Origin of the sequence: Sphingomicrobium sediminis (assembly GCF_023805295.1) — a bacterium.
GTDB lineage: Bacteria > Pseudomonadota > Alphaproteobacteria > Sphingomonadales > Sphingomonadaceae > Sphingomicrobium > Sphingomicrobium sediminis.
In genome coordinates this window covers 1,575,409-1,596,079 of the sequence record NZ_JAMSHT010000001.1, presented here as the reverse complement: position 1 = coordinate 1,596,079, position 20,671 = coordinate 1,575,409, and the positions used below count along the sequence as shown (strand labels likewise).

Genomic DNA, 20,671 nt, shown 5'->3' with positions numbered 1-20,671 from the left:
AGCCAGCCATGACCGACTATCTGACCGGCTTTGGCGGTATGCACGAGACCGAGGCAGTCGCCGGCGCGCTGCCGATCGGGCGCAATAGTCCGCAGCGGCCCGCTTTCGGCCTCTACGCCGAACAATTGTCGGGCAGCGCCTTCACCATGCCGCGCAGCGAGAACCGTCGCAGCTGGCTCTACCGGATGCGCCCCACCGCCGATCACCCGCCTTACGAAGCCTATCGCGGCAACCAAATGGTCGGGGCGAAGGGTAGCGACAAGCCGCTCGCGCCCAATCGGCTCCGCTGGGATCCGCCCGAGCTTCCGGTCGGCAATGATTTCGTCGACGGGCTGGTGACCATGCTGGCGACGCGCGATCCCGCCGACCTCGAGGGCGTCGCGCTGCATTGCTACCGCGCCGATGTCTCGATGACGCACCGCAGCTTCATGAGCGCCGATGGCGAATTGCTGTTCCTGCCGCAGCGCGGCGCCTTGCATCTGTTCACCGAAATGGGCCGGCTCGACGTGCCGCCCGGCCATATCGCCATCGTCCCGCGCGGCGTGCGCTTCCGCGTCGAAGTGCCCGAGGGCGGCGCGGGCGGCTATGTCGCCGAAAATTACGGCGCGCCTTTCCGTCTGCCCGATCTCGGCCCCATCGGTGCCAATGGCCTTGCCAATCCGCGAGACTTCGAGACGCCCGCTGCGGCCTTCGAGGATGTCGAGGGCGACCATGAGCTCATCCAGAAGAATGGCGGGCATCTGTGGGCCGCGACGATCGACCGTTCGCCGCTCGATGTGGTCGCCTGGCACGGCAATTACGCGCCCTGTCGCTACGACCTCACCCGCTTCAACACGTTGGGTACGGTCAGCTTCGACCATCCCGATCCCAGTATCTTCACGGTGCTGACGAGCCCGAGCGATGTGCCGGGCCGCGCCAATGCCGACTTCGTCATCTTCCCGCCGCGCTGGATGGTTGCCGAGGACACGTTCCGGCCGCCCTGGTTCCACCGCAACGTCATGAGCGAGGCGATGGGCCTCATCCACGGCGAATATGACGCCAAGGCCGACGGCTTCACTCCGGGTGGGCTCAGCCTGCACAATGTGATGAGCGGCCACGGCCCCGACGTCGAAACATGGCGCAAGGCCAGCGAAGCCGAGCTCCAGCCGCATAAGATCGACGGCACCTTGGCCTTCATGGTCGAGACGTGCTGGCCCTACAAGCCCACCGATTTCGCGCTCCAGCGCGCGCAACATGATTATGACGAGGCCTGGCAGGGCTTCCCCAAAGCAAAGGTGCCCGATGCAGATTGACGCGACCCACGACACGAACCTGATCAGCTGGGTGGAGGGCGCTGACGGCCATCCCGACTGGCCGGTCCAGAACCTGCCGCTGGGCGTGTTTGCGGGCGAGGACGGGACGCCGCGGATCGGTACGGCGATCGGCGATCATATTGTCGACCTGGACGGGCTTGGCCGCACCGACTTGCTCGACGAGGATTGGGCCGATGCACTGCAGCAGCCGATGCTCAATGCCTTCTTCGCGCTAGGTGCCGACGCGATGCAGGGCCTGCGCGAGCGGCTGAGCCTGCTGCTGACCAGCGAGAGCCATCGTGCCGAAGTCGAGCCGCATCTCGTGGCGATGGACGCGGTCGAGATGCAGATGCCCGCGCTGCCTGGCGACTACACCGATTTCTATGTCGGCATCCATCACGCGACCAATGTCGGCAAGCTGTTCCGCCCCGACAATCCGCTGTTGCCCAACTACAAATATGTCCCGATCGGCTATCATGGCCGCGCCAGTTCGGTGCGCGTGTCCGGCCATCCGGTGATCCGCCCCAAGGGGCAGAAGCGCCCGGCCGAAGAGGGCGCCGCCCCCAATGTCGGCCCATCGTCGCGGCTCGATTACGAGCTCGAAATGGGCATCTGGGTGGGTGAGGGCAACGCGCTCGGCGACCCCATTCCGCTGGGCGAGGCGGAGCAGCATATTGCCGGCTATTGCCTCTTGAACGACTGGTCGGCTCGCGACCTGCAGGCGTGGGAATATCAGCCGCTGGGTCCGTTTCTCGCCAAGAGCTTCCTCACCACCGTGAGCCCTTGGGTGATCACGCCGCAGGCGCTCGCACCCTTCATGCAGGAAATGCCGGCGCGTCCGACAAACGATCCCGAACCGCTCGATTATCTGAAGGGCGGGCCCAGCAAGGCCGCGCTCGGCATCCATCTCGAAGTCCATTTGCTGACCGCGAAGATGCGCGAGGCGGGCGAGGCCCCGCATGTCCTGTCGAAGGGCGAGGCGGCAAGCGCCATGTACTGGTCGGCGGCACAGATCGTGACGCATCACGCGTCCAACGGCTGTAATCTCCAGCCGGGCGACCTGATCGGCACCGGTACGCTCTCGACGTCGGAAGAAGCAGGCTACGGCTCGCTGCTCGAACTGTCCGACGGCGGCAAGAAACCGATCACGCTCCCCAATGGCGAAACGCGCACCTTCCTCGAGGATGGCGATGAAGTGACGCTGGTCGCGCGTTGCGACGCCGATGGCGCAGCCAGCATCGCGCTGGGCAGCTGCACCGGCCGCGTGATGGCGGCGCGCGCATGACCCTGGCCCTCGCTTTCCTCATCGGTTTCCTCAACGGCCCGCGAACCTTTGCGCCGATCGCACTTGTCGCGTGGAGTGCGGCGTTTGGGTGGCTCGATATTGCCGGGACGGGGCTCGGCTGGCTCGGGGCGGCGGCGCCGGCGGCGATCCTGACATTAGTCGCCTTGGGCGAACTCTATGGTGACAAGCATACCGACCGCTCGCGGACCTGGGTGCCAGCTGTGATTGGTCGCGTGGTGATGGGGGCGGTTGCCGGGGCGGCGCTTGCGCTCGGTGCGGCAGATCCCGCCGTCGGCCTTGTCGGTGCCGGGCTCGGTGCGGTCGGCGCTTTGATTGGCACCTATGCGACATTGCCGCTTCGCCTCCGCCTCGCCAAGAAATGGGGCAAGGACTTGCCGGCCGCTCTGATCGAGGACGCTGTCGTAATCGGCGGTACCGTCCTCCTCATCTTCCTCGCAGTGCAGGCGTAGCCCTAAGGCGGGGTTGGCCTTTTGGTGTCGATCCCCATCTAGAGCGCATGGCCGACGAAACCGAACGCCCACGTGAACGTGCTGTCCCCTCGGGGCGGGCCGCGCGTGTGGGACAGTTTACTCGCCTCGGCCTCGGCGTCGTTGGCGGGATGGTCGGCGAGGGCGCACGGCGGCTGGCGCGGGGCGAGGGGCTCAAGGCACGCGACCTCATGCTCACCCCTGGCAATGTCGCCAAGGTTACCGAGCGCCTGTCGCACCTGCGCGGTGCGGCGATGAAGCTCGGTCAGATGATCTCGATGGACGCGGGCGACATGCTGCCGCCAGAACTGGCGCAGATCCTTGCTCGCTTGCGCGACCAGGCGCATCGCATGCCGCCCCAACAACTGAACACGCTGCTCAAGGCCGAATGGGGTCCGGATTGGCGCAAGCGCTTCAAAAGGTTTGAGCCGACGCCGATGGCCGCGGCTTCGATCGGGCAGGTACACCGCGCCATCCTCCCTGATGGGCGCGAGTTGGCGATCAAGATCCAGTATCCGGGCGTCGCCAAGTCGATCGACAGCGATGTCGACAATGTCGCGACGCTGCTGCGCGTCTCGGGCCTGCTGCCCAAGGAACTCGATATCGCGCCGCTGCTGGCGGCGGCGAAGGAGCAGCTGGCCGAGGAAGCCGATTACGTGCGTGAGGGTGCGCAGATGATGGCCTATGCCGAGCGGCTGGACGGCGATGCACGTTACGTGCTGCCCGAGCTGGTGGAGGAATTCACCACGCCCAACATCCTCGCCATGACCTTCGTGCCGGGCGTACCGATCGAGCAGTTGGCGGACGAAACGCAAGAATTGCGCGATCGCGTCATGGCCGAGCTCATCGAACTGGTGCTGCGCGAGTTATTCGAATTCGGCGTCATGCAGACCGATCCCAATTTCGCCAATTATCGATTTCAGCCCGACAGCGGCAAACTGGTCCTGTTGGATTTCGGCGCGGCGCGCCCGGTCGATCCGGCGGTTGTGGACGGATACCGGCGTATCCTCACGGCGCTCGGCAAGGGCGACCGGGACGGCGTCATCGACGCGGCGTTGGATGCAGGCTTCGTCGGGCAGGCAGCGGTCGACCGGCACCGCCCGATGGTCGAGCGGATGACCGACGTGGTGATCGAGGAGTTCGGACGCGACGGACCCTTCGATTTCGGCGACCGTGGGTTCGTCCAGGTGCTGCGCGATCATGGCATGCAGATCGCCGAGGATCGCGCCGCCTGGCACTTGCCGCCGGCCGAAACCCTGTTCGTCCAGCGCAAGATTTCGGGTACGGCATTGCTTGCCGCCAATCTCAAGGCGAAGGTCGAAGTGCGCCCGATGGTCGAGGCGGCGCTCGCCTAGGCGAGGCTGCGGTCGAGCAGCCGGATCAATCCCAGGATCGAATCGATGAAGGGCGTGTCGATGCCTTTCGACTTGGCGATAGCGCGTGGGGCGGCGACCAATGCCTTCCATTCGAGCGGACGGCCTGCCTCCAGATCCTGCAGCATGCTGGTCTTGAACACGCCCAGCGTACGCGCAACGTCGAGCCGGTCGTCGACGCTCTGTTCGATCGGGCAACCGATCGCAGCGCCAACTTCGCGCAGCTCTTCCATCGCGCCGCGCACCAGCACCAGCAATTGCTCGTCGGCGAGCAGCCGGTCCATCGTCTCGCGGGTGAGCGCGGAGAGCGGGTTCATCGTGAGATTGCCCCAAATCTTGTACCAGATGGCGCGGCGGATATCCTCATCCTCTTCGGACGGCACACCGGCATCGCGGAACAGCGCGGTCAGTGCGGCGACGCGCTCGCTGGTGCCACCGTCGACTTCGCCCAGCAGCAACGTGTCGGCCTTTTTCACATTGATCCAGTCGCCCTGGCGGCTGACTGCGGCATGGACCACGGTGCCGATCGTCTGGTCGCGGGGGATTGCTGTGCGGACCGATCCAACGGGGTCGACATCGACGATGGTCTCGTCCTTCATGAACCAATAGGGGACGCCATTTTGCAGCGGCAGGACCAACGTCTCCTCGCTCATATTGGCGGCGATCAGCGGCGCTACGTCGGGCAGGAACATCGCCTTGACCGCGACCAGCAGGATGTCGGGCTTGGGGTCGAGCGCGGAGAGCACCGGGACCTGGACCCGCTCCTCTTCCTCGCCTTCCTTGATGACGAGGTTTTCGTGCGGCGCCTTGATCCGCTCTTCTTCGCGCAGGATCGCGACTTCGTGACCGGCGGCCTTCAATCGGCCGCCAAGCCAGCAGCCGATCGAGCCCGCGCCGATAACGCCGATATAAGTGGGTTTCTTCATGGTCTTCCGCTTGCCTCTTTTGGCTCAAGCGACGTGCCCCGTATCGGGGTTCCTTTCCCGCAAAAGAAATGGGCGCCAGCGGGTGTCCCCGACCGGCGCCCATGTCCGTTGGCTTGGCCTAGTGCCTAGTCGACATAGGCCTCGGCAGGTCGCCGTGCGAAAACACCGAAGCCGGCGATGATCGCGTAGCAGATGATCGGGAGGACCAGCGCGTTCGACAGGCTGGTGGCATCGGCCACCATGCCGAACACGACCGGGACCACCGCACCGCCGAAGATGGCGATGTTGATGATGCCCGACCCGTCGGCTGCGCGCGGACCCAGCTTCTCGCAGGCGAGGCTGAAGATGGTCGGGAACATGATCGAGTTCATGAGACCGACCGCCAGCAGCGAGTAGGCCGCGACTTCGCCTGTCGACATCATGCTGATGGCGATAAGCGTGATTGCGCCGATGCAGTTGAAGGCAAGGATCTTGCCGGGCGAGAAGATGCGCAGCAGTCCCGAGCCGATGAAGCGGCCGACCATGGCGCCGCCCCAATAGACGGCGATGAGCTTGCCCGCTTCGCTCTCGGGCAGGTTCAGCACGCTTTCCTGCATCAGATAGTTGACGATGATCGAGCCGATCGCGACCTCGGCACCGACGTAGAGGAAGATGCTCAGGGCGCCGTAGCCGAAGCGCTTGCGCTTCAGGAGGTCGTTGTCGAACAGCCAGAGCGCCGGTGCTGCCATGATGATGAGTAGGCCGAGGATCTGGCTGACGTTCAGCGCGACCACGCCGCCAATGACGACGATGGCGATGCCGATGACATAGCGGTTCCACGAGACGAGCTTGTTCTCGCCCATGCTCTTGGCATCGTGCGGCAAGCGATTGCGGAACGCCCAGACGGCGGCGGCGACGATGCCGATCAGGACGGTAAGGCCGAGATAGCCCTTCCAGATGGCGGCGCTTTCGGCCTGGCGATATTCCTGGAGCTCGATGCCCGACAGTTGGTCGGCGGTCACCGTGGCAAGGCTGCCGAGGATGATGATCGTACCGACGATCGGGAAGACGGTCGTGCCCAGCGAGTTGAAGGCCTGCGCGAAGGTGAGGCGGCTATGCGCCGTCTTTTGCGGCCCCAAAAGGCTGATCAGCGGGTTGGCGACGACCTGCACGACGACCACGCCCGAGGCGAGGATGAAGAGCGCGAGCAGGAAGACCCAATAGGTCGCGGTCTGGCTTGCCGGAATGAACATAAGGCAGCCTGCCATCATGGTGATGAGGCCCACCGTCGCTCCGCGCATATAGCCGATGCGCTTGACGAGCTTGGCGCCCGGAATGCCGATTAGCAGGTAGGCGGTGAAGAAGCAGAACTGCACCAGCATGGCTTCGGTGTAGCTCAGCGTGAACAGCTCTTTCAGCTTGGGGATGATGACGTCGTTCAAGGACGTGATCCCGCCGAAGATGAAGAAGAGCGCGAAGACGAAATAGTTGAGCCCCGGCGCCTTCACGCCGCCATCGTCCTCGACGATCGGCCGCGGATCGGTGCTCGTTGCCGCGTCGGGCGAAACGGATACCATAGAAAAACCTCCCCATTATGGTGGCTTGCCCCTGACCGGCATCCACCCAGATCGGCGAATGTGAACGATCACATCGCGAACGTCCATCCCGTTTTATGCGAAGTTGGCGCACCACAGGCCAGTGAAAAATTCGCGAAGCCGCTCAGCGTACGCTTTCGATGCGCGCGATGAGGAAGGTCGAGGCGACCGCTGCAAGCGCTGCGATGCCGAGCAGGGTGCGCAGGACGCCGCCGCCCAAAGCGGCCTCGGCAATGACTAACGCCATTGCCGGCGCGATGATCGCGGGCAGCGTGTTGGTGAGGTTCATGAGGCCGAGCAAGGCGCCTCGTTTTTCGCGACCCGACACGATCTGCGCGACCATCGCGCTGTCGACCGAGAGGAAAGCCGTTAGCCCCGCCGTGAACAGCGCATAGCCGAGGATGATGAGGCGCCAGTCGGGCGCTGCAGCGAGCAGCGCCAGCGCACCGGCGGCGAGCAGGGCGGCAAGCACCAGCGGCAGTTTGCGCCGGCCAATCCGATCGCTCCAGCGACCCGCTGCCAGCCCCGCGCCGATGGCGACGATATTGGCAACGAGGGTGAGGGTGCCGACCGCGGCGCTACTCGTGCTGCCGCCATAGCCCGGCGCCGCGCGCGCGACGCTGTCGACATAAAGGAAGAGGTAGGGAAGCAGGCTCGCGCCGCCGAGCTGGACGAGCAGGCGGGCGACCCAGGCGCGCGCATAGTCGCCCGTGAGCAGGCTGAGATCGGGCAAGCCGCCGTCCTCGTTGCGCTGGCTCGCTTCCTGGAAAGCTGGCGCATGGCGTCGCCAGCCGATGAGCAGCGGCATGACGAGCAGCAGGATCGTGAAGGCGGTCAGGAGGAACGGCCAATCGGCATCCTCGCTGCTGATCCAGCCTAGCGCCGTGACCCCGAAGCCGGCGAGCGGGAGCGCCATGTTGAGCGCGCCTGCCATCAGCCCCTTGCGCGCATCGGGCACATAATCGGCGAGCAGCACGCCCATCGGCGAAAACATGAGGTTGAAGGCGAGCTGGAAGGTGATGATCGCTGCAAAGAGCAAAGCCGGCGTCGCGGCGACTGCAAGTAATGCATAACTGCCCATCAAGGCGGTGAGCCCGATGGCGATCAGGCCGCGGCGTTCGCCATGCCGCGCGACCCAGCGATCGCTCCAGGCGCCGGCCAGGTAATGGGCGATACTCGCGGCGATGCCGCCGACCAGCAGTAGCTGCGACAGGAGGATGAGCGGGGCATCCGGCGAGATGGCCTCGACCCGCCGCGGTAGCAGCAGGACGAGCAGGGGCAGGAAAGCGAGGAACGCGCCGAAATTGGCGAGGACGAAGCGTCGCTCGAACGCGTTCATCGCGGCGCGGGGCCAGTCGTCTCGCGCTTGATCAGCTGGAAGGGCAGGACTGTCTCGTCATTCGATTCCTCACCCTCGGCCGCATCCATCAGGATTTCGCAGGCCCGCGCGATCATTGCAGCAGTAGGCTGGCGGATGGCGGTGAGCGGCGGGACCGAGAAGCGCACGCCCGGCGTATCCTCGAAGCTGATGACCGAAAGATGCTTGGGCACTTCGATCCCGAGTTCGTCGGCGACGTGCAGGACGGCGAAGGCCATTTCGTCATTCTCGGCAATGATCGCCGTGGGCCGGGCCTGGCGGCCGAGCCATAGCCGCGCCATGTCGGCGGCGCGGTCGAAGCTGAAGTCGGCGCTGTCGAGCAGGGGTTCGAGCCCGGCGCTGTCCATCGCTTCGAGATACCCATCCTTGCGGAAATGGCTGCCCGCATATTCGGCGCTTCCGGCAAGAAAGCCGATCCGCTCATGGCCGAGGCCGATGAGGTAACGGGTCGCGGATTCTGCGGCGGATTCCTCGTTCATGTGGATCGAGACGCCATCGATATTGTCGGAGGGCAGGTCGATGCGGGCGTAGGGTTTGCCCTGTTCCTTTAGCATCTCGACGAGCGCGGCATTCTGGCTATGCGGCTGGGTCAGGATGATGCCGTCGGGTTGCAGACTGGAGAGCACGCGGCGGACCTGGCGGACGGCCTCCTCCTGGTCGGTGTCGACCAGTTCGAAGAGCATGTGATAGCCGCGCGCCTCGCAAGCCATCATGCCGCCATAGAGCATCTGGTCGACCCAGTCGTTGCCGCGCCCCGCGGCCCAATTTTCGATGGTGCGGGCACGATCGTTGATCGCCATGATGAGGAAGGAGCGCGCCCCGCCCATGCGGCGGGCGGCAAGGTTCGGCGAATAGCCGAGCTGGGCAATCGCCGACTCGACACGCTCGCGCGCCTTGGCGCTAACGCTCGGCATGCGGTTGATGACGCGACTGACCGTCTGGCGTGAGACCGACGCGGCCCGCGCGACGTCCTCGATCGTGATTGCCTGTTTTTTCATCGGCCTAGGTAATTCCCCCAATTGGCCATTGATAACAGTGACTATTATGTCAGCAAAGCGGTAAAATGTGAACGTTCACGCTACACCCTTGTGAACGATCACAAATTCGCTACTCTTGCGCCCGAGGGGAACCGGGGGCGGTGATGCGCCGTCCTTGGGGTACAGGAGAGGAGTTTCACCCAAGATGCGAATCGCCCAATCGATTTCCGCGCTTGCCATGGCCGTTGCACTGGCCGGCTGCGCGACCATGCCCGCCGATGCGCCCGCAACCGTCGAGGCGCCCAGCGCCGAGATGAGCGAGGATGCGATCGTCGCCGATCTCATTTCGCGCATGACGCTCGAGCAGAAGATCGGCCAGCTGATCCAGCCGCAGATCAACAGCTTCACGCCCGAGGACATGGAGAAGTATCGCTTCGGCTCCTATTTGAATGGCGGCAATGGCGGCCCGTTCGGCGATGAGTTCGCGCCTGCCGAAAAGTGGCTCGAATATGCCGACATGATGTACGAAGCCTCGACCCGGCCGCTGCCGGGCGACCAGCCGGTCATCCCGACCATGTGGGGCACCGATGCGGTGCACGGCCATACCAACGTCATCGGCGCCACCATCTTCCCGCACAATATCGGCCTTGGCGCCACGGGGGATGTCGACCTCGTCCGCCTGATCGGTGCGGCGACGGCGACCGAGATCGAGATTACCGGGATCGACTGGAACTTCTCGCCCACCGTCGCGGTCGCCCGCGACGATCGCTGGGGCCGGACCTACGAAAGCTATTCCGAGGATCCCGAACTCGTCGCCAAGATGGGCGCGGCGCTGGTCGAGGGCCTACAGGGCAGGCCCGGCGATGACGATTATCTCGGCTATGGCCGCGTGATTGCGACGGCCAAGCATTTCTTCGGCGATGGCGGCACCGAGGGCGGTGTCGACCAGGGCAACGTCAATGGCGATATCGAGGAATTGAAGGCGATCCACGCCGTTCCATATCCCGCCACCATCGATGCCGGCGTGCAGGCCGTGATGGCGAGCTTCAACTCGATCAACGGCAAGAAGATGCACGGCAATGAAGAGTTGCTGACCGGCGTCCTGCGCGAGGAGCTGGGTTTTGACGGCCTGGTTGTCGGCGACTGGAACGGTCACCAGCAGGTCGCTGGCTGCACCGTCACCGATTGCCCGCAATCCCTGCTCGCCGGTCTCGACATCTACATGGTGCCCGACGACTGGAAGGGCCTTACCGAAACGCTGATCGCACAGGTCGAAGACGGGACGATCCCGATGGCCCGCGTCGACGATGCGGTCGCCCGCGTGCTGCGCGTGAAGCTGCGCGCAGGCATCCTCGGCGACAATATGCTCAAGCCGTCCGATCGCGCCAATGCGGGTCGTTTCGACAAGATGGGCTTCGCACCGCACCGCATGGTCGCGCGCGATGCCGTGGCCAAGAGCCAGGTCATCCTAAAGAATGACGGCATCCTTCCGCTTGACGGGGCGGCCAACATCCTGGTCGCCGGCACAGCGGCGGATTCGATCGCGCAGGCTTCGGGCGGCTGGACGCTGACCTGGCAAGGCGGGCGCGAGCTCACCAATGACTATTTCCCCGGCGCGACGTCGATCTGGGCGGGCCTGGAAGCCGCAGCCGAAGCCGGTGGCGGCAGCGCGGTGCTGTCCGAAGATGGCAGCTACAACACGAAGCCCGACGTCGCCGTCGTGGTCTTCGGCGAGCAGCCCTATGCCGAATTTGCCGGCGACCTGAAGACGATGGTCTTTGCGGACGAGGAAGGTCTCGACCTCCTCAAGAAGTTCGACACCGAGGGCATCCCGACCGTCGCCTTGTTTCTGTCGGGCCGACCGATGTGGATGAACCGCGAAATGAATGCGTCGGACGCATTCATCGCCTCCTGGCTGCCGGGTAGCGAAGGGGCTGGCATTGCCGACATCGTCTATGGTTCGAAGCCCGCGACCGGGCGGCTGTCATTCAGCTGGCCGGCCTCGTGCAACGGCAATCCTTTGAACGGTCCCGAAGGCGCGCTCTTCCCGCTGGGCTACGGGCGCAGCCTCGACGACCATACGCCGACGCCTGAGCTGGATGAGCAATGCTTCTATCTTGGCGAAGGGGCGGCGACCGACTGGTTCGTGAACGGCCGCCTCGATGCGGACGTGACCGCGTCGGTCGGCGAAGGCATCGAGCTTCCCAACCTGCGCGGCGAAGCCAGCGGCATCGTCGCGCGCGGGGTCGATCGTAATCGCCAGGAAGATGCGCGCCAGATCGACTTCGGTCCCGGCGCCGCGATCCGGCTTGCCAGTGCCACCGATGGCGATGGCGATTATCGTATAGCCTATCAGGTGGGCGCTGCGCCTGCCGACACCGTGATGCTGATGGTCGGTGAACAGGCCATCGACATCACGGCCGATCTCGCCGTCGCGGCGGGCAAGGGCTGGCGCGAAATGGTCATCACCGAAGCCTGTGCGGGCGAGCTGGGCGATGCACTGACCATCCGCTCCGAGGCACCCTTCACGATGCAAATCTCGGCCATCTCGCGGCAGAACATGCCCGAAGATACGGCCTGCTCGTTCTGATCCTTCTTTAGAGCGCTGCCCCGTCCGCCTAGCGGGCGGGGCAGTAGCTTGCGAGGAACTGGTCGTGCGTCGGCATCTCGTTGACCAGATAGGCGATCGATTTCTCGATCTCGCCAACCTCGCGCGCGACGCCATCCTGATTCATCGACGGCGTCATGACATGTGGCCCACCGGGCATGATCCCCTGGCCCATCATCACGGCGACCCAGCTCGTTTCGACGAATAGCTCGTCTTCCTCGCGGAAGATGTGTCCGGTAGCCTTGAACATCTCGATCTTCTCGGTGAGCGTGTCGGGCACATCCATCGTGCGGACGTAATTCCAGAACTCGCTGTCGTCGCGCTTGGTCGCGTTATAGTGCAGGATCAGGAAGTCGCGGATGCGGTTATATTCCGTGCCCGTGAGCCGGTTGAACGTATCCTGCTGCGTTTCGGTAATGCCGTCCATCGACATGATCGTCATGAGCTTGTTGATGCCGGTATTGATGAGGTGGATCGAGGTGGATTCGAGCGGCTCCATGAAGCCTGCGGCCAAGCCGATCGCCACGACATTCTTGTTCCAGAATTTCTTGCGGCGCCCGGTAACGAAGCGAAGGTGATTGGGGTCGGCCTGCGCTTCGCCGTCGATATTTTCTAGCAGGATGCGCGTCGCCTCGTCTTGCTCCATGAAGCTGGAGCAATAGACATGGCCGTTGCCGTTTCGCCGCTGCAGCGGGACGCGCCATTGCCAGCCGGCACTATGTGCGGTCGCGCGGGTATAGGGCAGGACCGTATTGTCGCCCGCCGAGGGGATCGCCACGGCGCGGTCGCAGGGCAGCCAGTGGGTCCAATCCTCGTAGCCCGTTTCCAGCGCCTGTTCGATCAGTAGCCCGCGGAAGCCCGAACAATCGACGAACAGGTCGCCCTCGATCTCGGTCCCGTCATCCATGGTGATCGAGCGCACGAAGCCGCTCTCGCCATGCAGCGCATGGTCGACGACCCGGCCTTCCTTGCGCACGACGCCGAGCTTTTCGGCATAGGCACGCAGATATTTGGCATAGGCCGTCGCATCGAGATGGTAGGCATAGTTGATGGGCGGCAGGTCACCGCGCTGGTTGGGCGGGGTCTTCGCAAACTTGCGATGCATCGCCGCCATTGTTTCCGCATTGAAGCGGTGGAGAGGTCGCGGATCGCCATCGCGGCGCGCCTTGATCCAGACATGATGGAAGCCGACACCGTCGATCGGATAGCCATAGCCGCCGAACGGGTGAAAATAGCTGTCGCCCTGCCGCTCCCAGTTCACGAAATGGATGCCGAGCTTGAAGGTGCCCTGGACCGAGGAGAGCAGGTCCGCTTCATCGATGCCGAGTCGCTCGTTGAAATCGAGGAAGGGCGGGATCGTGGCTTCGCCGACGCCAACGGTACCGATCGCTTCGGATTCTACGAGGGTGATCTTGAGCCCCGGATGCAGTTTCATCATCTGCGCCAGCGATGCCGCGGTCATCCAGCCGGCAGTGCCCCCGCCGACGATCACGATTCTCTTGATACCCATTGTCGTTTCGATCCTCGCCAAATTTACCTGTCACTCAACCGCAACAGTCGGTCCGGCCTCACGCTCCCCTTAGGCCCGCTTTTTAGCGAGTTTCCGGCGAATTGTGAACGCTCATCTTTTTCTTGTGAGCGTTCACAGCAGGCGGTAGAACTAATCCTGTATAGGAGTGTCAGGCTCCAATGCTCAACATAGCCAAGTCATCAGGGGAGGAACCTTTGGCTCGCGAATCAAAAGAGTTTGAAACGAATCTGTCGTGGAAGATGCTCGGTACGGCATCGACCCTCGCCATCTGCATGGGTCTTGCGACCCCCGCTTTCGCGCAGGACACGACTCCGCCGGAAGATGAAGAAGAGGGCACCGATGCCCCGGTGACCGAGGAAGACGATACGATCCTCATCACCGGCTTCGTCCAGAGCCTCAACACCGCGCAGGACATCAAGCGCGACGCCGACACCTTCGTCGACGTCATCTCGGCCGAAGATATCGGCGCGCTTCCCGACCGCTCGGTCGCCGAATCGCTGCAGCGCGTCCCCGGCGTCAACATCAGCCGCTTCGAACAGCGCGACGACCCCGACCGCTTCTCGGTCGAAGGTTCGGGCGTCATCATCCGCGGCCTCCCCTATGTCCGGTCGGAACTGAACGGCCGCGACATCTTCTCGGCCAATGGTGGCCGCGCGCTGAGCTTCAACGACGTCTCGCCCGAGCTTCTCGGCCGCGTCGAAGTCTACAAAAACCAGACCGCCGACATGGTCGAAGGCGGCATTTCGGGTCTCGTCAATCTCGTCACCCGCAAGCCCCTCGATAATGCCGGCCTCAAGGTCGCCGGCACGATCGAGGCGAATTACGGCTCGCTGGCCGAAGAATGGTCGCCCGGTTTCTCGGTGCTCGCCTCGAACACCTGGGACAGCGATTCCATGGGCACCTTCGGCCTGCAGGTCGGTTATGCCCAGTCGGAACTGAAGTCGCGCGCCGACGCTTCGCAGATTACCGACCCTTGCTATCGCGACGATACGCTTGACGGTCCCTGCTTCCGCGTCGCACCGGTGACGTCGGCGGGTTATGACCCCGACAATGCCAGCTTCGATGACGCCAGCTTCCCGCCCGCGGGGACGCTGATCACGCCCAAGGGCGCTGGTGTTCGCACCACGCAGTTCGAACGCGATCGCCGCGCCTATTCGGCGGTCGGCCAGTGGGAGAGCCCCAACGGCAATCTCGTTGCGACTGTCGAATATCTTCGCGCCGAGACCGAGGCGAACCTCAGCGAATTCGCTGTCCTTGCCCAGGTCAACGAGGCCATCAACTTCCCGACCATCGTGGACGGCACCAATCCGGTCATCATCGGCAACGAAGTCGTGTCCGCGACGCTGACGCAGCTCACCGCCGACGATGTGAACAATCCGGGCGTGCTCACGCCGGGTATCCCGACGGAACTGCTTCGCTTCCAGCGTCAGGACGACGCAATGACCGAGGATTTCTCGGTCGACCTCGATTTCTCGCTGACCGACCGTCTGCGCGGTAACTTCGAGTGGCAGTACATCAATTCGGATCGTACCGAAGAGGGCATCATCCTCGCCAACCGCACATTCGCGGATATCTTCTACGACAATCGTGGCGATACGCCGATCGTGCAGTTCCTGCAGCCGGGTAGCTCGGGTGCGAACCAGAACGTTTCGGACCCCGAAGGCGTGTTCTACTGGTTCCATCTCGACAACCAGGTGCGCAACGAAGGCGAACTCTACTCGACCCGCGCCGATTTCGAATACGATGTCGACCTGGGTCCGCTCAAGCAGGCCCGCTTCGGCGCCCGTTGGGCCGAGCGCGATCGCACGACGCGTAGCGCCAACTTCTCCAACTGGTCGAACCTGGGTTCCACCTGGACCACCCGCCAGGGCGACTGGAGCTGGGGCAGCCTCGAGCCGGGTCGCTTCTTCGGCGCAGGTGGCGGCGCCTATGTCGTCGATTTCCCCGACCAGGCGAATCTCTACGATCCGTTCGGTGAGAACTTCCAGAACGGTGAAGTGCCGGCTCCGGTTGGCGCAGCCTATTATTATGGCGGTGCCGACCTCGTGACGCCCTACGTCAATGGCGACATCGAGGCCGACCTCCAGGCAATCAAGGACTTCACCCGTTCGCCGGAAGGCCGTCCGCTCATCTACAGCCGTGCAGGCCTTGTCGATGGCACCTTCCTCGATGGTGAAATCTCGAAGGTCGGCGAAAGCACGCTGGCTGCCTATGGTCGCCTCGACTTCGAGCATGAGTTCGACAGTGGCATCGTGCTTGAAGCCAATGCCGGCGTGCGCTGGGTCGAAACGACTGTGCAGTCGCGCGGCGAACTCCAGCTGATCGGCCCCGAATATATCGATGCCGAGATCGAAGGCGGTCGCGGTGGTGATGGTGACGGGGTCGCGGAGGTTTCCGACGCGCTTAACCGTTGCGCCAACATCGCCACCGGTCAGACCGGTCCGGGCTATTGCGAATTGTCTTCGGCGCGTCTGCAGGAATTCGTGAACTCGCTGACTGGCGAGATCGTCGATGACAGCACCGACGTGGTCTATGACAACTGGCTGCCGAGCTTCAACGCGAAGCTCGACTTCGGTAACGGCATGCTGATCCGTGGTGCGGTCTCGAAGGGTATTTCGCGCCCCGACCTCGCCGCCTACCGGACCGGTGGCTTCGTCGCCGACAATACCCGCACGCTGGTGCAGGAAGGCACGCTCAATGACGGTGCGCTCTTCGCGATCACCACGGGTAACCGTCTCATTCGTCCGATCGAATCGTGGAATTACGACCTTTCGTTCGAATATTATTGGGACGATGTCGGCTCGCTGACCGTGTCGGCGTTCAAGAAGGACTTCTCTAACCTGCTGACCTTTGGCCCGGCGCCGCGTCAATTCGACATCGGTTCGGTTCAGGATCTCGACGTTCTCGTGTTCGGCACGATCAACCAGGGCGATGCAGGTCTACAGGGCGTTGAAGTCGCCTATCAGGACCTGTTCCAGTTCCTGCCCGGCATCCTTTCCGGTTTCGGGACGCAGCTGACCTACACCTATGTCGATGCGAACGACTTTGGTAGCGACGGGGATGTCTTCCCGAACCTGCCGCTGCCGGGCGTGTCGGAGCATACGGTCAACGCCGTGCTGTTCTACGAAAAGGGTCCGCTGTCGGCTCGTGCCGCCTATAACTGGCGCTCCGAGTTCCTGCAGACCCCGCGCGACGTGATCTTCCCGTTCTCGCCCATCTATGGCGAAGCCACGGGCCAGCTCGACGCGTCGATCTTCTACTCGATCACCGACAATGTGAAGCTCGGCGTGCAGGGCGTGAACCTGCTCGACGAGGTCATCGAGACGAGCTACGTCCTCGACTTCGACGGCACCCGGTCGCGCCGTTCGGCCTTCCGTACCGACCGTCGCTTCTCGGCGATCCTGCGCTTCGACTTCTAGTCGAACGCCAACATATTGCTCCCTTATCGGGGGCGGGGGACGAGGGCTCCGGCAGCAATGCCGGGGCCCTTTTCCTATCTGCAGGGAAGCAGGCTAGTCGCTGATGCGGGTGAATGCCGCCGAACAGACGCCGCCGCCGCGCTCGGATGTTCCGAAGCTTGCGCCGTCGAGGATGAAACTGTCGCCGTCGATCGTGATCTTGCCGGCGACAATATCATCGGGGATATAGTTGCCCCCTGTCGCCTCGATCGAGATCGTGCCGGCATCGGCATTGAGCTCGTACGTGCCCCAATAGTCGACATAGGTCTCGAAGGGCCTCCAGGTGATCTCGATGCGGCCGTCAGGCTCGAACTTCGCTTCCAAGATGCGGTCATCGGGATTGCAGTTCCCGCCTTCCTGTTTCCACGTGCCGACCAGCGGTTTCATTGACCGGTCGTAGACATAGATCTGGCCCGCCGCAGTCGTTCCATGGTGGAGCGTTGCGGTAACGTCGATGACAAAGTCCACCGGTGCGTTCTCAGCAAGGGTCAGGCGCTGCACGCCCTCATCGTCGCGCACGACCGATACGATGTCGGGCGCGTTCGTCGTTACCGACGCGACGCAACGGGGATCCAGTTGGCGCGGGGCATAGGGAATGAAGGCCGTTGCGGTAATCGGAATGGTGTCGCCTGGCTGGGCATTTTGCGGTCGCTGCCAGACATAGAAGCTGCCGTCATGATCGGCCTTGCAGTCGACACCTGTAAGGTCGATTTCGGGCGGCACGTCGGCCTTGACGGCATTTGCACTGGCGCATCCTGCCAGCGAAGCTGACGCCAGGAGGACCGAGGTCCATCCCAATGCCATCGAATGGTTACGATACGCACGCATCATCGGCCGTCTCCCTGCTGTTGCGGGCACAACCTAGGAAAAGCAGCAGCTTTCGTCGAGATTCGGTGGAAAATGGTGCCGCTTACAGGACTCGAACCTGTGACCCCATCATTACGAATGATGTGCTCTACCAGCTGAGCTAAAGCGGCCCTTGGGTCCGGCGGAATCAACTTCCGCCGACTGGTGGATGCGCGCCTCTACCAACCTACGTGCCCGCTATCAAGACTTAAGCGCGCCTTGGGAGCGCCGAAGAAGGTTGCCGGCTTTTTAACGCTTTCTTATCGGCTGCGCGCATAGCGTTTCCTGCGAATTGCCATCAGGGCGGGGAAACGACAAAATGCATGCCGATCAGAGCCAGTTCGACACGACCACCAGCAAGCCTGCGGGAGACGCGGTTACCGACCGCCGCATGCAGGTGCGCGCCTATAATTACTGGTATTCGCTGCTCGACGGACGTGACTTTCCCTCGATCGAAGATCTGAAGCCGTCTGAATTGCAGAGCTTCGCGCTCTACAGCGTGCTGATCGACTTTTCGCTCGGCGCCGATGATCCCTCGATCCCCTATATCGGCAACGCCATTCGCCAGCATTGCGCGATTGGCGAAGAAGTCGAGCGCCTGTCCGACATTCCGGGCGACTCGCTCCTGGCCGTGCTTGCCCAGCATTATCCGCGCCTCATCGAATCGCGTGCGCCCGTCGGTTTCGAATCGCCCGACAGTGAAGCAGACCAGCCGATCCGCTATCGCGGCATCCTGATGCCCTTCAGCTCGGACGGCCGTGCCATCGATTTTGTTTATTGCGTGCTCAACTGGAAAACCGCCGAACAGCAGGCTGCCGAAGAGGCCGCCGAAAACCCGCCGGTCGACGAGAGTGCTTACGAAGATCTCGACGCCCCCGCAGCGCTCCCCGACGCAGCGCCCGAGCCGGTGCTCGACAGCTTCGAGGACGGACCGATGGCCCGCGAGGCCGAGGTCGTCGTTCCGGTCGATCCTTATGCCGAGGATGAAGAGGAACAGACCGAGGCGGTGGAAGAAGAAACCGCGCCGGTCGAGGACGCGGTAGAGGTTGAAGAGACTGGCGAGGTCCACGAGGAAGTCGAGATTGTCGATGAAACGCCGACGGTCGACCTGCCGGAAGAACCCGATGTCGAAGCGGTTGCTGCCGCCGAGCCCGAGCAGGAAGATGTGACCAGCGCATCGAGTGCAGCCTATGGTGAACTTGCTTCGGTCGACCTGCCAGAATTCCTCACCGACGAGGATGAGGGAGAAGAGGTCGTCGAGAGCAAGCCGAGCGGTCCGTTCGCCAAGCTCACCGGCACCTTCAGCAAGATGATGGGCCACAATCCGCTCGCCGGCATCGAAGTCGACGAGAATGGCGACGCGCACGACGAAGCCGAGGACGTGACGGACACGGCGGAAGAATTTGTCGCAGCGCCGACCGAGGATGAGTTTGTCGCTGAGGTGCCCGTCGAATACGAGATCGTTGCTGACGAGCCGGTCGCGGAAGAAGAGTTCAACGCCGAGGAGCCCTTCGTCGAGGAAGTAGCGGAAGAGGTCAGCGAACCGGTCGTCGACGAGATTGTCGACCAAGTTGAAGAGACCCCGGTCGTCGCGGACGAGGCGCCGGCCTCATCTGTCCCGAGCTTCGATGGCACGGTGTCGTTCGCGGCACCCGACGAGGTCGAGGAAGCCAAGGCCGAAGCCGAGGCCGAAGATCGCGTCATTCGCGAGCTCGAAGCCGCTGCCGAAGCCGAGATTGCTGCAGCGCAGCCCGAAACGGTCGAACCCGTGGTCGAAGAGACCGAGCCTGTCGTTGAAGAAGCGCAGGCGGAAGAGCCGCTCGATCTCGACAATGTCGTGGCCGAAGACGTCGAAGCGTATGAGCCCGAGCCCGCGCCGGTTGCGGAAGAGCAGCCCGAGGAGCCGGTCGAAGAACACGTTGCCGACATTCCGGACATTCCTGTCAGCATCGTCGCGCCGGTCGCCCCGGTTGCTAGCTTCGCTACGCCCGAGCCGACGCCCGAACCTTTTGTCGAAGAAACGCCTGTCGAGACTCCCGTCGAAGAAGAGGTCGTCGCACCGACCGAGCCGGAAGCCGCGTTCGCCCCCGAGCCCGTGGCCGAAGATGAAGAGGTGACCGACGAGGTTGTCGAGTTCGCTCCGGTCGAAGAAGAGGTTGCTGCCGAAGAGCAGGCCGAAACGCCGGAAGAGGCGATCGAGGAAACGCCCGTCGAGGAAGAGGTCGTCGTCGCGGCGGCCGACACCGACGAGCAAGCCGAGAAAGAGCAGCCCGTCGAAGCCAGTGCGCTCGAGACGTTCCTGGCCGCTGCGCGCGATGCTGCTGCCGCATCGAAGGATGCCGACGGGCGCAGCCGCGCCGCGCTCTACAAGGCGCTGGGCCAAGCCTTCGATTTCAGCATCGTTGCCGCTCAGGACGAGGCCGCTTATGCCGCCTTGCTCGAAGCTGCCGATCTGACCGTCCAGGCGCGTGCGCCGATGACGCCGATCGTCAAGCTCGTCTTCGGTGCCGATTATGACAAGACCCGCCTCACCGAGTTTGCTGCCGCGCTGAGCTACGGCCATCGCAACAATGTCGAGCAGGGCGAGTTCGAAGACTTCGTCGCCGATGCCGATGGCGGTCTCAAGGGCCTCGTCGCTGCCGAACGCGCCTTGAAGCGCGGCGAGGAAGTGCGCAGCGATCGTCCCAGTGCCCGTCTCGAGAAAGCGCATGCAACGCTGCGCCGCCGCGATGCCATCGACCTGGCCTCGCTCGGTGCCAACGAGGAGTTTGCGCTGGTCGTGGTCCGCCGCGACGAGAATGGCCGCCACGTTCCGGTCGCGCGCGTCCTCGACGACAAGCTGGTCGAACGCGCGGTTCTCAAGAGCGCGCGCTAGGCCGCACCATCCGCCCCACGAAAGCGGGTTGTCCCCCTATGTAGCGCGGGTCTATAGCCC

The 20,671-nt window shown here is 63.6% G+C and carries 13 protein-coding genes and 1 tRNA gene; 7 read left to right on the top strand and 7 right to left on the bottom strand.

Annotated elements, in window-relative coordinates; genetic code table 11:
* Positions 1-8 precede the first annotated feature (8 nt).
* Genes hmgA through NDO55_RS08245 form a run of 4 tightly spaced genes read left to right on the top strand, consistent with a single transcriptional unit; the run spans position 9 to position 4,420 of the window.
* Positions 9-1,292 carry a homogentisate 1,2-dioxygenase gene (hmgA, locus tag NDO55_RS08260; protein ID WP_252114204.1) on the top strand — a complete coding sequence of 428 codons (1,284 nt, stop codon included), beginning with the start codon at positions 9-11 and terminating at the stop codon, positions 1,290-1,292.
* Positions 1,282-2,577, top strand: coding sequence for a fumarylacetoacetase (gene fahA / locus NDO55_RS08255; protein WP_252114202.1), 1,296 nt, complete (start codon positions 1,282-1,284; stop codon positions 2,575-2,577). Before hmgA ends, fahA begins: the two co-directional genes overlap by 11 nt.
* On the top strand, positions 2,574-3,047 hold the full coding sequence (locus NDO55_RS08250) for a DUF4126 domain-containing protein (protein WP_252114201.1): 474 nt from the start codon (positions 2,574-2,576) through the stop codon (positions 3,045-3,047). Before fahA ends, NDO55_RS08250 begins: the two co-directional genes overlap by 4 nt.
* A gap of 47 nt (positions 3,048-3,094) precedes the next feature.
* Positions 3,095-4,420 carry an ABC1 kinase family protein gene (locus NDO55_RS08245; RefSeq protein WP_252114199.1) on the top strand — a complete coding sequence of 442 codons (1,326 nt, stop codon included), beginning with the start codon at positions 3,095-3,097 and terminating at the stop codon, positions 4,418-4,420.
* On the opposite strand, the gene NDO55_RS08240 is transcribed toward NDO55_RS08245, so the two are convergent.
* The 4 genes from NDO55_RS08240 to NDO55_RS08225 form a co-directional block, all read right to left on the bottom strand.
* On the bottom strand, positions 4,417-5,364 hold the full coding sequence (locus tag NDO55_RS08240; RefSeq protein ID WP_252114197.1) for a ketopantoate reductase family protein: 948 nt from the start codon (positions 5,362-5,364) through the stop codon (positions 4,417-4,419). The two genes, NDO55_RS08245 and NDO55_RS08240, sit on opposite strands and share 4 nt — an antisense overlap.
* 125 nt (positions 5,365-5,489) lie before the next feature.
* Positions 5,490-6,920 carry a sugar MFS transporter gene (locus NDO55_RS08235; protein WP_252114195.1) on the bottom strand — a complete coding sequence of 477 codons (1,431 nt, stop codon included), beginning with the start codon at positions 6,918-6,920 and terminating at the stop codon, positions 5,490-5,492.
* Between the two features lie 142 nt (positions 6,921-7,062).
* Positions 7,063-8,277, bottom strand: coding sequence for an MFS transporter (locus NDO55_RS08230; RefSeq protein ID WP_252114193.1), 1,215 nt, complete (start codon positions 8,275-8,277; stop codon positions 7,063-7,065).
* A complete protein-coding gene (locus NDO55_RS08225) occupies positions 8,274-9,314 on the bottom strand; it encodes a LacI family DNA-binding transcriptional regulator (RefSeq protein WP_252114191.1) in 1,041 nt (346 codons plus the stop codon). Before NDO55_RS08225 ends, NDO55_RS08230 begins: the two co-directional genes overlap by 4 nt.
* A gap of 184 nt (positions 9,315-9,498) precedes the next feature.
* Between NDO55_RS08225 and NDO55_RS08220 the strand changes: the two genes are divergently transcribed.
* Positions 9,499-11,883, top strand: coding sequence for a glycoside hydrolase family 3 protein (locus NDO55_RS08220; protein WP_252114189.1), 2,385 nt, complete (start codon positions 9,499-9,501; stop codon positions 11,881-11,883).
* A 28-nt stretch (positions 11,884-11,911) separates the two neighbouring features.
* On the opposite strand, the gene NDO55_RS08215 is transcribed toward NDO55_RS08220, so the two are convergent.
* A complete protein-coding gene (locus NDO55_RS08215; protein WP_252114187.1) occupies positions 11,912-13,411 on the bottom strand; it encodes a tryptophan halogenase family protein in 1,500 nt (499 codons plus the stop codon).
* Between the two features lie 260 nt (positions 13,412-13,671).
* On the opposite strand from NDO55_RS08215, the gene NDO55_RS08210 reads away from it, so the two are divergent.
* On the top strand, positions 13,672-16,851 hold the full coding sequence (locus NDO55_RS08210; RefSeq protein ID WP_252114185.1) for a TonB-dependent receptor: 3,180 nt from the start codon (positions 13,672-13,674) through the stop codon (positions 16,849-16,851).
* A gap of 93 nt (positions 16,852-16,944) precedes the next feature.
* Here the strand turns inward: NDO55_RS08210 and NDO55_RS08205 are convergent, their stop codons facing one another.
* Positions 16,945-17,721 (bottom strand): hypothetical protein, encoded by a 777-nt coding sequence (locus NDO55_RS08205; RefSeq protein WP_252114183.1) that lies wholly within the window; start codon positions 17,719-17,721, stop codon positions 16,945-16,947.
* Positions 17,722-17,791: 70 nt separating this feature from the next.
* Positions 17,792-17,867, bottom strand: a tRNA-Thr gene (locus tag NDO55_RS08200).
* Between the two features lie 188 nt (positions 17,868-18,055).
* On the opposite strand from NDO55_RS08200, the gene NDO55_RS08195 reads away from it, so the two are divergent.
* A complete protein-coding gene (locus tag NDO55_RS08195; protein ID WP_252114181.1) occupies positions 18,056-20,611 on the top strand; it encodes a hypothetical protein in 2,556 nt (851 codons plus the stop codon).
* The last annotated feature ends 60 nt before the right edge of the window (positions 20,612-20,671 follow it).